Origin of the sequence: Pseudoduganella sp. RAF53_2 (genome assembly GCF_052113985.1) — a bacterium.
Classification (GTDB): domain Bacteria; phylum Pseudomonadota; class Gammaproteobacteria; order Burkholderiales; family Burkholderiaceae_D; genus Rugamonas.
The window spans coordinates 1-14,481 of sequence record NZ_JBFRDW010000064.1 but is presented as its reverse complement, the minus strand read 5'-3'; the positions used below and the strand labels follow the sequence as shown (position 1 = coordinate 14,481).

13 protein-coding genes and 1 tRNA gene are annotated in these 14,481 nt (G+C 60.7%); 11 read left to right on the top strand and 3 right to left on the bottom strand.

Annotated elements, in window-relative coordinates; translation table 11 throughout:
* The 3 genes from AB4Z11_RS06250 to AB4Z11_RS06240 form a co-directional block, all read left to right on the top strand.
* On the top strand, window positions 1-1,667 hold a 1,667-nt coding region (locus AB4Z11_RS06250; RefSeq protein ID WP_442023498.1), incomplete at its 5' end, for an Ig-like group 1 domain-containing protein.
* Window positions 1,668-1,711: 44 nt separating this feature from the next.
* Window positions 1,712-3,331: a bifunctional shikimate kinase/3-dehydroquinate synthase AroKB gene (aroKB, locus tag AB4Z11_RS06245; RefSeq protein ID WP_442023501.1), complete on the top strand. Its 1,620-nt coding sequence runs from the start codon at window positions 1,712-1,714 to the stop codon at window positions 3,329-3,331.
* A gap of 3 nt (window positions 3,332-3,334) precedes the next feature.
* A complete protein-coding gene (locus AB4Z11_RS06240; RefSeq protein WP_442023496.1) occupies window positions 3,335-4,462 on the top strand; it encodes a deoxyguanosinetriphosphate triphosphohydrolase in 1,128 nt (375 codons plus the stop codon).
* Here the strand turns inward: AB4Z11_RS06240 and mutY are convergent.
* From mutY to mutM, 3 genes are read right to left on the bottom strand one after another with little or no spacing between them, the layout of a single operon-like run.
* On the bottom strand, window positions 4,459-5,577 hold the full coding sequence (gene mutY, locus AB4Z11_RS06235) for an A/G-specific adenine glycosylase (protein ID WP_442023494.1): 1,119 nt from the start codon (window positions 5,575-5,577) through the stop codon (window positions 4,459-4,461). The two genes, AB4Z11_RS06240 and mutY, sit on opposite strands and share 4 nt — an antisense overlap.
* 45 nt (window positions 5,578-5,622) lie before the next feature.
* A complete protein-coding gene (locus AB4Z11_RS06230; RefSeq protein WP_442023500.1) occupies window positions 5,623-7,551 on the bottom strand; it encodes a dynamin family protein in 1,929 nt (642 codons plus the stop codon).
* Between the two features lie 20 nt (window positions 7,552-7,571).
* Window positions 7,572-8,405: a bifunctional DNA-formamidopyrimidine glycosylase/DNA-(apurinic or apyrimidinic site) lyase gene (gene mutM, locus AB4Z11_RS06225; RefSeq protein ID WP_442023492.1), complete on the bottom strand. Its 834-nt coding sequence runs from the start codon at window positions 8,403-8,405 to the stop codon at window positions 7,572-7,574.
* A gap of 88 nt (window positions 8,406-8,493) precedes the next feature.
* Between mutM and AB4Z11_RS06220 the strand changes: the two genes are divergently transcribed.
* From AB4Z11_RS06220 to AB4Z11_RS06185, 8 genes are all read left to right on the top strand, one after another.
* The gene (locus tag AB4Z11_RS06220) at window positions 8,494-10,284 is read left to right on the top strand and encodes a tetratricopeptide repeat protein (protein ID WP_442023490.1); all 1,791 of its coding nucleotides are present in this window, start codon (window positions 8,494-8,496) and stop codon (window positions 10,282-10,284) included.
* Window positions 10,284-10,868: a lipoprotein insertase outer membrane protein LolB gene (locus AB4Z11_RS06215; RefSeq protein ID WP_442023488.1), complete on the top strand. Its 585-nt coding sequence runs from the start codon at window positions 10,284-10,286 to the stop codon at window positions 10,866-10,868. The genes AB4Z11_RS06220 and AB4Z11_RS06215 overlap by 1 nt, the downstream gene beginning before the upstream one ends.
* A 6-nt stretch (window positions 10,869-10,874) precedes the next feature.
* Window positions 10,875-11,753: a 4-(cytidine 5'-diphospho)-2-C-methyl-D-erythritol kinase gene (gene ispE, locus AB4Z11_RS06210; RefSeq protein WP_442023486.1), complete on the top strand. Its 879-nt coding sequence runs from the start codon at window positions 10,875-10,877 to the stop codon at window positions 11,751-11,753.
* A gap of 77 nt (window positions 11,754-11,830) precedes the next feature.
* Window positions 11,831-11,907, top strand: a tRNA-Gln gene (locus tag AB4Z11_RS06205).
* A 117-nt stretch (window positions 11,908-12,024) separates the two neighbouring features.
* Window positions 12,025-12,975 carry a ribose-phosphate pyrophosphokinase gene (locus tag AB4Z11_RS06200; RefSeq protein WP_442023484.1) on the top strand — a complete coding sequence of 317 codons (951 nt, stop codon included), beginning with the start codon at window positions 12,025-12,027 and terminating at the stop codon, window positions 12,973-12,975.
* A gap of 112 nt (window positions 12,976-13,087) precedes the next feature.
* A complete protein-coding gene (locus tag AB4Z11_RS06195) occupies window positions 13,088-13,693 on the top strand; it encodes a 50S ribosomal protein L25/general stress protein Ctc (protein WP_442023483.1) in 606 nt (201 codons plus the stop codon).
* A gap of 145 nt (window positions 13,694-13,838) precedes the next feature.
* On the top strand, window positions 13,839-14,120 hold the full coding sequence (locus AB4Z11_RS06190; protein WP_442023481.1) for an ArsR/SmtB family transcription factor: 282 nt from the start codon (window positions 13,839-13,841) through the stop codon (window positions 14,118-14,120).
* Between the two features lie 8 nt (window positions 14,121-14,128).
* Window positions 14,129-14,374 (top strand): hypothetical protein, encoded by a 246-nt coding sequence (locus AB4Z11_RS06185; protein ID WP_442023479.1) that lies wholly within the window; start codon window positions 14,129-14,131, stop codon window positions 14,372-14,374.
* Window positions 14,375-14,481 lie beyond the last annotated feature (107 nt).

Below are 14,481 nucleotides of genomic sequence, written 5' to 3'. Positions count from 1 at the left end.
CCGGCAGCCTGACCAATGGTAGCCGTGTCACCGATGCTACCGGCCGCGTGACTGAAAAGCTGTCGACCGGCGGCGACGCGACCAGCCGTACTATCAAGGTTACCGCGTCCATCTCCGGCCTGCCTCCAGTGACTGCCAACGTTTTGGTTTCCGGCACCAAGCTGCAGGTCAATGCCAATAGCACCGTCAATACCGGCAGCGCGACCGACGTTACTGTCAAGCTGGTCGATTCGGCTGGTAATCCACTGGTCGGCAAGACCGTTACCTTCAGCGCAAGCAATTCGCTGTCCGTCAAAGGTGGTGGCGCGGCCGTTACCAATTCGGCTGGCCAGCTGGTGCTGACCTATGCTGTCGCCAGCGGATCTACCAGTACCCAGGACACTATTACTGTGAGCTCCATGGGCGAAAGCGCGTCTGCTGTTGTCGCCATCAGCGCGGCCAACTTCACCGTAAAGCCAACCCAGACCACGGCAAATATCAACAGCTGCATCCTGGTCAATGTGCACACTGATAATGTCAGCTCGCCACTGCCACAGGTAATGGTGAGCAGCTCGCGCGGTACCGTGTACACGGATGCTTCCTGCCTGACCCAACTGACCGTTGCGAAGACCCTGAGTGGCGGCGGCGATGCGCAAGTGTACGTGCAGGCAACCAGCCCAGGTGTAGCAACGCTGACGGCTAACCTGAGCAGTGGCGGCATTACCCAAGGGACGATGGAATTCGTGGCCCCGCTGACCGCTTCCTCCTCCATTAGCGTTCAGGCCGATCCAGGCACTATCGGCGCCAACTCGGCTGGTAGCACCAGCCAGCAGGCCACCATCCGCGCCATCGTGCGCGATGGCACGTCCGCCAACAATCTGGTCAAAGGCGCCCTGGTGACCTTCAGCATCGTCAGCGACCCGAGCGGCGGTAGCCTGAGCCAGCCGGCCGTAGTGCCAACTGGCAGCGACGGTTCGGCCAGCGTTAGCTTTATTGCTGGCACTTCCTCCACCGCATTGAACGGTGTGGTCATCCGCGCTCAGTTGCAAGGTGCTTCAAGTGCTTCCAGCACTGTTTCCCTGACCGTGTCCAAGAAGGCGCTGTTTATCTCGGCCGGTACCGGCATCGCCGTCGGTGTCAACGACCCGACGACCTACACCAAGGATTATGCCGTGGTGGTGACCGATGCTAACGGCAATGCCGTGTCAGGCGTGAACGTGACTGCTTCCGTGCTGCCACGCTACTACTACAAGGGGCAACTGGAGTTCTTCACCGGCGCCTCGTGGGGCATGCCGATTGGCGTAAATGGCAGCAAGCCAGTGCCATTCGCCTGCCCGAATGAAGACACCAACGGCGACGGCATTCTGAATGCAGGTGAAGATACCAACGGTAACGGCGTCCTGGACCCGGGCATCCCTGTTACAGTGACGTCCTCCGGTACGACCGATGCCAGCGGCAAGGCCACGGTGACTCTGACCTATCCGCGTGACCGCGCACTGTGGACTGGTGTGGATCTGACCATCCGCGGCAGCGTCTCCGGTTCGGAGGCGATTTACAAGGCTTATGTTCCGCATCTGGTTGGTGCCGCTTCCGATTACAGCGACATCAAGATTTCGCCGCCAGGCGCCAGCAGCCCATACGGCCAGGTCAACACCGGCACTGCCGCAGACTGCACGACAGCAAATTAATAAGCTATCATGTATGGATGCAAAATGTTTTCTTGGTAGGGCTGATGGGGGCGGGCAAGACGACAATCGGTCGTCTGCTTGCCCGCAAACTGGGGCTGCGCTTCGTCGACTCTGATCACGAGATCGAAGCGCGCACTGGTGCTTCGATCCCCTGGATCTTCGAAATCGAAGGCGAACAAGCCTTCCGCCGGCGGGAAGCAGACGTGATCCGCGACCTGACCAGCCAGCAAGGCATTGTGCTGGCCACCGGCGGCGGCGCCATCCTGAACGAAAACAGCCGCGCTCTCCTCCGGGAGCGCGGCACCGTAGTCTACCTGCGCGCCACCATCAACAGCATCCTGGCCCGCACGGCGCACGACAAGAACAGGCCTCTGCTCCAGACGGCCGATCCCCGCAAAAAACTGGAAGAGCTGCTGGCCCAGCGCGAGCCGCTATACATGGAATTGGCGCACCTGGTGATCGACACCGGCCGACCTAACGTACAATCCATGGTGCACTCGATTTTGAACCAGCTGGATGCGATGGCCTGCGCGGCCACGCCGAACTGCTCCACCCAGGCGGAACCCTCGATGACTGAAGAAACCCGTATGCTGCTGAACGTCGATCTCGGCGAACGCAGTTACCCGATCAATATTGGCCCGTCCCTGCTGGACGAGCCGGAACTGTTTGCCCGCCACGCAGGCGGCAAAAAAGTCGCCATCGTCACCAACACCACCGTGGCAAGGCTTTACCTTGAGCGCGTGCGCGCCCCGCTGGCGGCGGCCGGCAAGGAAGTCATTTCCGTGGTGCTGGAAGACGGCGAAGAATTCAAGAACTGGTCCAGCCTGATGCAGATCTTCGACGCGCTGCTGGCCAATAAATGCGACCGCAAGACCACCATGATCGCCCTCGGTGGCGGCGTGATCGGCGACATGACCGGCTTTGCCGCGGCATCGTATATGCGCGGCGTGGACTTCATCCAGGTGCCGACCACCTTGCTGTCCCAGGTCGATTCCTCGGTAGGCGGCAAGACGGGCATCAATCACCCGCTGGGCAAGAACATGATCGGCGCCTTCTACCAGCCGAAGGTGGTGGTGGCCGATACCTCCACGCTGGACACGCTGCCGGACCGCGAGTTGTCCGCCGGCCTGGCCGAAGTGATCAAGCATGGCTGCATTATCGATACCGCCTTCTTCGAATGGATCGAAGCGAACATCAGCAAGCTGATGGCGCGCGACAAGGGCGCCCTGGGCTATGCGATTGCGCGTTCCTGCGAGATCAAGGCCGACGTGGTGCGCCAGGACGAACGCGAAGGCGGCCTGCGCGCCATCCTGAATTTCGGCCACACCTTCGGCCACGCGATCGAAGCGGGCCTGGGCTATGGCGACTGGCTGCACGGCGAGGCCGTGGGCTGCGGCATGGTGATGGCGGCCGATCTGTCGCAGCGCATGGGCTATATCGATGCCGCGACCGTGGAACGCATCCGCAAGCTGGTCGACGCGGCCGGCCTGCCGGTGAAAGCGCCGGACCTTGGCACCGCGCGCTGGCTGGAGCTGATGGAAGTCGACAAAAAGAACGAGGGCGGGGCGATCAAGTTCATCCTGCTCAATCCTTTGGGTAAAGCCCACATCACCAACGCACCGCAGGACCTGCTGCTGCAAACGCTGGCAGCCTGCACGAAATAAGACATGGAAGAGACGCTTGCCCCTTACGCCGCGCATTCGGACAAGGGGCGCGGCCGCCATTACGAAGAAACGCCGCACGCCTCGCGCTCGCAGTTCCAGCGTGACCGCGACCGCATCATTCACTCCACGGCCTTCCGCCGCCTCGAATACAAGACCCAGGTCTTCCTGAATCACGAGGGTGACCTGTTCCGCACGCGCCTGACGCACAGCCTGGAAGTGGCGCAGATCGGCCGCTCTCTGGCGCGCAATCTGCACCTGAACGAAGACCTGGTGGAAGCGATCGCGCTGGCGCACGACCTTGGCCACACGCCTTTCGGCCACGTGGGGCAGGACGTGCTGAATGAATGCATGAAGGAGCACGGCGGCTTTGAGCACAATCTGCAAAGCCTGCGCGTGGTCGATCATCTGGAAGAGCAATACGGCGCCTTCGATGGCCTGAATCTGATGTTCGAAACGCGCGAAGGCATCCTCAAGCACTGCTCGCTGAAGAATGCCAAGCTGCTGGGCGAAGTGGCGCAGCGCTTCATCGACCGCACCCAGCCCTCGCTGGAGGCGCAGCTGACCAACCTCGCCGATGAAATCGCCTACAATAGCCACGATATCGACGACGGCCTGCGCTCCGGCCTGATCTCAATCCAGCAGCTGGAGCAGGTAGATTTCTTCGCGCGCCTGTGGCGTGAAGTGCAGCAGGCGCACCCGGGCCTGTCCGGCCGCCGCGCCATTTACGAAACGCTGCGCCGCCTGATTACTTCGCTGGCCGACGACCTGATAGTCACTTCAACCGAGCGCATCGCGGAACACGGCCCGCAAAGCATGGACGAGGTGCGCAATGCGCCGCCGCTGATCCGCTTCTCCGACCAGATGCGCAAGGACGCCACAGAACTCAAGCGTTTCCTGTACGAGAACCTCTACCGCCACTACAAGGTCAACCGCATGCGCCTGAAGGCCAGCCGCATCGTGCGCGAGCTGTACGAAGCCTTCACCGCCGACAGCGCCCTGCTGCCGCCGGACTACCGCTGCGACGAAGGTCCCAGTGCGCAAGCGCGCCGCGTCGCCGACTACATCGCCGGCATGACCGACCGCTACGCGATCGCCGAACACCGCCGCCTGTATTCGCTCGAGGAGCTTTAGAACATTCTGGCTTGCGCGTCGGTGCGGTTGCCGAGCAGTTCGAGCAGCAGTTTCTTGATGGGGGCGGGCAAGGCTGCGTCGGCTACCGATGCTGCGGGAAGYCAGGTGTAGCGGGGCTCGCCGGCCAGCGCGGTACGCTGCGCGAGCGTGATCAGCAGCGGGGCGATGTGCAGTTTGTAGTGGGTGAACACATGCGTCACAGTTTTCAGGCGTTCCTGCGACTCGACTGCGCCGAAGGGTGATGCAGCTGCTGCAACGGCTGCGGCGTCAGGCTCGGGTAGGACATCGTCGTCATCATTGGCCGCGTTGTGGCCATCCAGCTCTGGCAAGGACAGCAAGCCGCCCCAGATGCCGCTGGCAGGTCGCTGTTCCAGCAGCACTTCATCGCGGTCCACGATCAGCAGCATGGTGGCGTGCTTCTCTGGCGTGGCCTTCTTCGGCTTGCGTACCGGCAGATCCTTCACGCGATCGGTCGCGAAAGCCACGCAGCGCGGCTGCATCGGACAACGTGTGCATTCAGGGCTGCTACGCGTGCACAGCGTGGCGCCCATATCCATCAGGCCTTGCGTGTAGGACTCGATGCCTGCTTCCGGCAGCAGCGCTTCTGCGCGCGCCCACATGGCTTCTTCCGTCTTGCGTTCACCGGGGTACGTGTTAATGCCAAACACGCGTGCGAAAACGCGCTTCACATTGCCGTCCATGATGGCGGCGCGGCGGCCGGAAGAGAATGCGGCAATGGCGGCAGCTGTGGAGCGTCCAATGCCGGGCAGCTCCGCAAGCAAAGCAGGATCGGATGGGAATACACCGTCATGCTCTGCCACGACGCGCTGGGCACATTTGTGCAGGTTGCGGGCGCGCGTGTAGTAGCCCAGGCCAGACCATTGCGCCATCACGTCTTCAACAGGCGCCGCAGCGAGGTCCTGCAGCGTGGGGAAGCGCTCCAGGAAGCGCGCGAAGTAGCCCAGCACCGCACTCACCTGCGTCTGCTGCAGCATAATTTCGGACAGCCAGATTTTGTAGGCGTCGCGCGTGTTCTGCCACGGAAGTGCGTGGCGGCCATGTTGTTTCTGCCAGCGGATCAGGTCCGCGGAAAAGCTCGGGTCGTGGTACTGCAAGATGTTCCTCAATGCTTCGGCGGATCGATGATCCGCCCTACGCGGCTATGCTGCTGCCTGGAGCTCGACCAGTTCGGAATTGATGGCGATGCTCACCGCGCCAGCCAGTTCGGCCAGGCACGATTTCAGCGCATCCAGCTCGGCCTGTGCGGTTTCAAAGGCTTCGATCTTCTGCTCCAGTGTGTCGGTGGCATCGTGTATGCGCTGGATCGAGGCCTGGCGGTGTTTCAATTGGTCCTTGTGCTGCTTGATCTGGGCTTCCAGCGGCGCCATGATGACCTTCAGCCAGGCATCCACATCGGCATTGGCGGCTTTGAAGCAGCGCTTGACCGACGAGGCCACGGAGTCGAAGAAGCGCTCCATGACGACCACGCGCGTGGTCGTCAGCAGAGCAGCGGTGCCGAAGTTCTTGTGATAGATGTCTTCCGCTTCCAGGATCTCATCGCGGTACTTGGCGAGCGAAAAGGGCATCGGCATGGTCAGCTGCAGGCCATGCTCGCCGGAGAACTTGCGGTACATCCCTTCCATCATTTCGCGGATCTCGCCGATCTTCTGTTCGGACGCGTCGAGGTCGGTGCGAATGGCGTCGAAGTACACGCGCACCGCATCGCGCAGGCCGGTGGAGAAGCGGCTGTTGGACATCGCATCGCGTACCGCATGCACGTGGTCGCGCAATACGTCCATGCCCAGGCTGGAATACAGCTCGGTGGACAGGCGCGTGAACACGGCGCGCGTCGCCTGCAGCTTGAACAGGCTCTCGTCGAATTCCTTCTTCTCTGCGTCGACGCGCTTCATCATGTGCGCGATCACATTCTGGTTCTTGCCGCGCAGGCCTTTCAGTTCCAGCAGCTGCTCGACGATGCCGCGCGAGCGGGTCGACAGCATCGCGTGCTGCGAGGTGCTGAGCGCCTGCATTTCGTCGGACAGACGCTTGCGGATGATGTCCTTCTTGGCCGGAATCAGCTCGTTGAACAACGCACCTTCCAGCTGCTCCATGCGGCTCTTCTCCAGCAGCGCCTTGTCGCCGGTGATCTTGCCCAGCAAGGCCTTCTGCGCGGAGACAGGGAACACCTGGCGCGGTGCGAGCCCCAGCATATGCGCTGCATGTTCCTGCTGGCGCGCGATTTCTGCTTCGACTTCGCCGTCGCTGCGCAATGCATCCCACATCGAGTCGATCTTGTTCAGCACTACCATGCGTCCCGCGCCGCCGCCGATGTGGGTGCGCCAGACTTCGATATCGCTCTTGGTCACGCCGGTATCGGCAGCCAGGATGAACAGCACGGCGTGGGCATGCGGAATCAGGTTCAGCGTCAGTTCGGGTTCGGTACCGATCGCGTTCAGGCCCGGCGTATCCAGAATCACCAGGCCTTGCTTCAGCAGGGGATGCGGGAAGTTGATGATGGCGTGGCGCCACAGCGAAATTTCAACCAGGCCGTCTTCGTCCAGCGTGACCGGCATGTCGGGATCGTTCTCGTCATACAGGCCGTAGCGCTTGGCCTCTTCCACGCTCACGTGGCGGGTCAGGCTGACCTGTTTGAACACTTCATGCATCTCGTCCGCTTTGTCGAGATTCAGCGGCAGCACGGTCCAGGCGGAAGGCTGGTCGCGGTAGTCGCTGGTGGAGAGGTTTTCTGCGCGCGTCTCAATCGGTAATAGGCGGATGCAGGCGGGGTAAGCCGGGTCGTACATCAGCTCCGTCGGGCACATGGTGGTGCGGCCCGCCGCGGAAGGCAGGATGCGCTGGCCGTAATCGGCGAAGAAGATGGAGTTGATCAGTTCGGATTTACCGCGCGAGAACTCAGCGACAAAAGCCACGGACAGCTTGTCGTCGGCCAGCTTGGCCAGTGTGCGCGCCAGGCGCTGTTCGGCGGCGGCATCGGCCAGTTCGGCCCCTACCACCCAGTTGCGGTAATTCTGAACGGCGGCGTACACATTCTGACGCCACGCGCTGTATTGCTCCAGGTCCCTGACCATCATCAGACTTTACCCCGTTGTTATTTTTGACAGTTTACGCAATAGAAGGTTGAACGCTGGCCCTGTTTGATCTGGCGCACGGGGGCACCGCAGATGCGGCAGGGCACACCAGCACGATCATAGACGAAATATGTCTGCTGGAAATAGCCTGATTGCCCATTTACGCTGATAAAGTCGCGCAAAGTGCTGCCTCCTTGCACAATTGCCTCAGCCAATACCTCGCGGATGGCCTGTGCGAGACGGTCGTAACGTGCTGCACTGATGCGGTTTGCCGCGGTTTTCGGGTTGATCCCGGCGCGGAAAAGGCTTTCAGAACAATAGATATTCCCGACCCCAACCACGATGTCGCCTGCAATCAACACTTGCTTGATGGCGGCGCTGCGGGTGCGGGTCTGCTCCCACAGCAATTTCCCGGTGAAATCTTCGCTCAGCGGCTCTACGCCCAAGCCACGCAGCAGCACGTGCTCGTCCAGTTCGCCTTCCTCACGCGGATGCCACAGCACGGCGCCGAAACGGCGCGGGTCGGTCATGCGCAGCACCTGCGTGCCGTCGGCGCCTTCCACGACCATGTCGAAATGATCATGCTTTTCAGCGGGGATGCCGGGCGGCAGAACGCGCAAGTGGCCGGACATGCCAAGATGAATAATCAAAGTGCCATGTTCGAAATGTATCAGCAAGTATTTGCCGCGGCGCCCGGTGGCGATGACGGCGCGGCCCGTTAGATTGGCCGGCAGGTCGTCCGGAAACGGCCAGCGCAAGCCATCGCGGCGCAGAACGACGTTGCGCACGGTACGGCCTTCGATATGTGGCGCGACCCCGCGCCGGGTGACTTCAACTTCTGGTAATTCAGGCATGTTTGGGAATTGCTTACACCTGCAAAGCAACGCAAGTTGTGGGTTGGCGTAGAATCAAGTCCTGAGTCCGACTTCGCAGGATCATCCATTGAAAAACGCATTCGCCATTGTAACGCTCTCGGCCCTGTTGTCCGCTTGCGCGGTCGCCCCGCAGAAAGAGGCTGCGCCCGCACCAGAACCCGCTCCGGCGCCTGAAGCCGCCGTCAATGCGCCCGGTTCCGATGCCATCGCAGCCGCCGTCAAACCGGACGGCGACCTGCCATCCGTGGAGCTGACCAGCGAGCTGTTTTACAAGCTCACCAAGGCAGAACTGGATTTCAAACGCGGCCAATGGCAAAGCGCCTACCTCACCATGATGGTGCTGGCGCAGCAGACGCGTGATCCGCGCCTGGCCAAACGTTCCGCAGAAATGGCGCTGTCGGCCAAGCAGGGCAACGAGGCGCTGGCGGCGATCCGTCTGTGGCGCGAACTGGCGCCAGATTCGGACGAAGCAGCGCAATACTTCCTCGGCTTCTCTGTGCTGGGTGATGACCTGAGCGAAGCGGAGCAAGTCTTCGCCCAGCGACTGCAGGCGGCACAGCCGTCCACACGCGGCCTGGCCATGTTCCAGATGCAGCAATTCCTGCTGCGCGCCAAAGACAAAGCCGCGGCCTACGCGCTGATGCAGCGCGTGCTGAAGCCTTATGACGCAATGCTGGAATCGCACCTCGTGCTGGYTCAGGGCGCCTTGGCCGCAGGCGAGAACGAACAGGCCATTGCCGAAGCCAGGCGCTCGCTGACCATCAAGCCCGATTCCGAGCTGGCCGCGCTGACCATGGCGCAGGTGCTGCAGGATCTCGACGGCGCCGCAACGCTGTTCACCGGCTTCCTCAAGAAATACCCCGATGCGCGCGAGGTGCGTTCGGCCTACGCCCGCCTGCTGGTCGAACAGAAGCAGTACGACAAGGCCACCGAGCAGTTCCAGATTCTGCTGAAGGCGCAGCCGGATAATCCTGCAACGCTGTATGCGCTGGGCATCATGTCTATGCAGGGCAATAACACGGTAGCTGCCGAAGGCTATTTCAAGCGCTTTGTCGATGCGCTGGAAAAGAGCCCGGACCCGGACCGCGATCCGTCCAAGGCCCTGATGATCCTGTCGCAGATCGACGAGGAACGCAATGATTTCGACGGCGCGATTGCCTGGCTGGATAAAGTCGATACCGATGATCCACGCCTCACGCTGGCGGTGCGCCTGAAACGCGCCCACCTGACGTCGCGCAAAGGCGATATTGATGGCGCCCTGAAGCAGCTGGCGGAAATCACGCCCGCCGACGAAGCGGAAGAAGTGCAGGTGCTGCAAACCAAGGGCCAGCTGCTGCGCGACGCAGGCCGCGCCAAGGAAGCCTATGCCACGCTGGAAGACGGCGTGCTGCGTTTCCCGAACAGCCCGGACCTGATGTATGACTACGCGCTGGCGGCCGAGAAAATGGGCAAGCTTGATTCAATGGAAACCGCGCTGCGCAAGGTGATCGAGTCCGTGCCGGACAATCACCACGCCTACAATGCGCTAGGCTACTCCTTCGCCGATCGCGGCATCCGCCTCGATGAAGCCTATGAGCTGATCGATAAGGCGCTGAAGATGTCGCCCGGCGATCCCTTCATCATGGACAGCATGGGCTGGGTCAAGTTCCGCATGGGCCAGTTAAAGGAAGCCGAGAAAATGCTGCGCGACGCCTACACGCTGCGCAACGATCCGGAGATTGCCGTGCACCTCGGCGAAGTGCTGTGGGCGCAGGGCGACAAGAGCGGCGCCCAGAAGCTGTGGCGCGAAGCCCGTGCCAAAGACCCGAATAACGATGCGCTGCGCACGACGCTGGCGCGCCTGAACGCCAGTATCTGATGGGCGCGCGTGTTTATGTAGCCGCAGCGGCGGCGGCTTTCCTGCTTGGCGGTTGCGCCACGACCACCAAGGCTCCTGTCTGCAGCGCTGCGTCGGGTGACGCTGTGGATCTGCACGGCCGCCTGGCCGTGAAGTACACGCAGAACAGCGAGCCCAAATCAATGACGGTCAATTACAGCTGGAGCCAGACGCCCCAGTGCACGAACGTGGCCTTGTCGATGCCGATCGGCTCGACGATTGCCACAATCGAAGTAACGCCGGAGCAGGCCGTGTTGACGGAAAGCGGCAAGCCGCCGCGCAGCGCTCCCGACATCGATACGCTGACCGCGCGCATCCTCGGCTGGTCGTTGCCCGTGGCGGGCCTGCGCGAGTGGATGCAAGGCTATGCCACTGCGGCGGACGGCAAGCGATTTAACGCCAGCCCGGGCAATACGGATGTGACCACCAAAGATGGCTGGCGCCTGAGCTTTGTCAGCTGGCAGGACGGCAGCAATCCACCCAAGCCCAAGCGCATCGACGCCGAGCGTTCCGCCAGCGGCCAGATTGAAGAAGTATCCCTGCGCATCGTGATCGATGCAGAATAAACAAGAATGAATAGCCTGAAGAATTGCCCGGCCCCGGCCAAACTGAACCTGTTCCTGCACGTGACTGGCCGCCGCGCCGACGGTTATCACCTGCTGCAAACGGTTTTCCAGATCATCGACCGTAGCGACACGCTCGATTTCGAGCTGCGCGCGGACCACGAAATCCGCCGCGTGAACGAGGTGCCCGGCGTGCCGGAAGACAGCGATCTCGTCATCCGCGCCGCGCGCATGCTGGCGGGCGAAGTGCAGAAGCGCACTGGCGCACAGCCGCAGGGCGTGAATATCACTCTGCACAAAGTGCTGCCGATGGGCGGCGGCGTTGGTGGTGGATCGTCCGATGCCGCCACCACCTTCATGGCGCTTAACAAGCTGTGGAAGGTGGGGTTGAGCAAGCAGGAATTGATGGACCTCGCGCTGCCGCTGGGCGCCGACGTTCCGTTCTTTATCTTTGGCGAGACGGCGTGGGCCGAAGGCGTGGGCGAAGCGCTGCGTCCGGTCGATGCGCCGGAGTGCTGGTATGTGGTGATCGAGCCCGGTGTGCAGGTGCCGACGCTGACGATTTTCACGTCTGAGCATTTGACAAGAAATACTCCAGTCGTTAATATGTCGGACTTTTCCAGCTACCACGCAAATCGTAAAGATCTGCGACAGTTTGGAAAGAACGATTTGCAACAGGTAGCCACCCGGTTGTTCCCGCAAGTATCAGACGCGGTAGAATGGCTGGATGCTTACGGTGATGCCAGGATGACTGGCTCCGGTGCATGTGTGTTCTGCGCAGTCCGCAGCGAAGAACAGGCCGATGCAGTGCTCGCAAGAGTGCCTGCCGCCTGGGCTGGCTGGAAGGCTAAAGCGCTGAAACGGCACCCGATCATCGAAAAGTTGTGATGCGTAAAAAGATTTGGCTTTTCGTGAATTAGGTCTTATAATGTCGGCCTACTGACGGAAAGCAGTCAGTTAAAAGTAGGGGAATCGCCAAGCTGGTTAAGGCACCGGATTTTGATTCCGGCATACCAAGGTTCGAATCCTTGTTCCCCTGCCACCGTTTTCCCTGGATCTGTCGAGGCATTAGTCTCCAGCCAGGGTTAAAAACAAGACTCCCGCGACAAGCGCGGAGCACCTTCAAGATTTCAAAACTCTACATCTCTCGGGACTCCCAATGGCTTTCGAAAACCTGATGGTTTTTACCGGCAACGCTAATCCTGCCTTGGCAGAAGGGGTCGCAARGAATCTCGGCATTCCTCTCGGCAAAGCAGTCGTATCGAAGTTCTCGGACGGCGAAGTGATGGTCGAAATCAACGAAAACGTCCGCGGTAAAGACGTGTTCGTGCTGCAATCGACCTGTGCGCCGACCAATGACAGCCTGATGGAACTGATCCTGATGGTTGATGCCCTGAAACGTGCGTCCGCTGGCCGTATCACCGCTGCAATTCCTTATTTCGGCTATGCCCGCCAGGACCGCCGTCCACGTTCCGCCCGCGTCGCGATCTCCGCGAAAGTGGTAGCGAACATGCTGGAAAGCGCCGGTGTTGAACGTGTGATCATCATGGATCTGCACGCTGACCAGATCCAGGGTTTCTTCAATATCCCGGTTGACAATATTTACGCTTCGCCAATTCTGCTGGGCGACCTGYAGAAGAAGGACAACGAAAACCTGCTGGTGGTGTCTCCGGACGTCGGCGGCGTGGTGCGTGCCCGTGCACTGGCCAAGCGCCTGAACTGCGACCTGGCGATCATCGACAAGCGCCGTCCAAAAGCCAACGTGTCCGAAGTGATGAACATCATCGGTGACGTCGAAGGCCGCAACTGCGTGATCATGGACGATATGGTGGATACCGCCGGTACCCTGGTCAAGGCAGCGGAAGTGCTGAAAGAGCGCGGCGCCCTGAAAGTGACCGCTTACTGCACGCACGCTGTGCTGTCCGGTCCTGCGATTGAACGTATTACCGGCTCTTCGCTGGACGAGCTGGTGGTGACCGACACCATCCCGCTGTCCGAAGCAGCCAAGGCATGCGGCAAGATCCGTCAACTGACCAGCGCTCCGCTGCTGGCCGAGACCTTCAAGCGCATCATCAAGGGCGATTCGGTTATTTCGCTCTTCGTAGACTAAGATTTGCCGGCTGTGGGAAACCATGGCCGTTTTCGCTGAAGCGTCCTGGTCGCGGGGCGCTTCTATTTACCGGCAAGGCGCGAGCCTTGTCTTTTATTTTTTGGAGTATTCCATGAAAGTTGTTGCATTCAAACGTGATCTGCAAGGTACGGGTGCGAGCCGCCGCCTGCGTAATTCCGGCCAGACCCCTGGCATCATCTACGGCGGCACCGAAGCACCGGTGACCATCGCCCTGGACCACAACGCACTGTTCCACGCGCTGAAAAAAGAAGCCTTCCACTCGTCCATCCTGGACATGGAAATCGACGGCAAAGTACAGAAAGTGCTGCTGCGCGACTTCCAGATGCACGCTTACAAACAACTGGTTCTGCACGCTGACTTCCAGCGTATCGACGCCAACAAGCCACTGCACGTGAAAGTAGCTCTGCACTTCGAAAACGCTGAAGTGTCCCCAGCCGTGAAACTGCACTCCGCAACCATCAGCCACGTGGCCAACGAGATCGAAATCTCCTGCCTGCCAGCTGACCTGCCAGAGTTCCTGGTGGTTGACCTGTCCAAGATGGACGTAGGCCAGTCGATCCACGCTTCGGAAATCAAGCTGCCGAAGGGCGTGACCATCGTGACCCACGGTTCCGACGCTACCGTTGCTACCGCTTCCGTACCGGCTGGTGCCGTTGCCGCTGAAGCTGCTGCTGCCGCTGAAGAAGACAAGAAGTAATCTTCTGGCGTCTGCCAAAAAGAAGACCCCGCCTCGGCGGGGTTTTTTTTCGCCCATACCGCTTGCAATCCTTTCACGTGTCAGTTATTGTTGACACGTGATAGAAAAAACAAACCGAAGTGGAGGCGACTTGCTGCTGGCGCAATTGGCAGCCCTCGCTAATCCGCACCGCCTGCGCATCATTGCGGCCCTCGCCAACGGCGGCCGTAATTATGTGAGCCAGCTCGCCCGCGAACTGGGCATCGGCCGGCCGCTGCTGCACCTGCATCTGCAGAAGCTGGAAGACGCCGGCCTGGTGACCAGCCAGCTGGAGCTGTCGCAGGACGGCAAGGCGCTGAACTACTTCGAGGTCAGTCCCTTTGGGCTGGAGCTGAATCCTGCGGCCATCGCCGAAGCAGCTGCAAGCCTGAGTAACGAGGAAGAGTAGAGGAAATCATGTCCGCACCGATCTATCTGTTTTCGATCTGCCTGCCGTTCGTCACGCTGCTGATCATCTTTGGCATGAAGTATTACGCGGCGGCCCAGACGGCAAAAGCGAATGAAGCGTATCGCCAGCTGGCTGCGCAGGCGGCAGCACAGCAGGCGGAAACGCTGTCCACGCTGACCGCCCTGCGCGCCTCGGCTTCGGAAACCGCGGCGCGTCTCGCTGCGGTAGAAAAATTGCTGAGACAAGTCGAATAGACCATCGCGGCTAAGCCCGCACTTTGAAGAGGAGCTGCAAATGAACGAAGTTTCGCTGTTGCGCCTGTATCTGCTGCGGGCCATGTACCTGTTTATCGTCGTGGGCC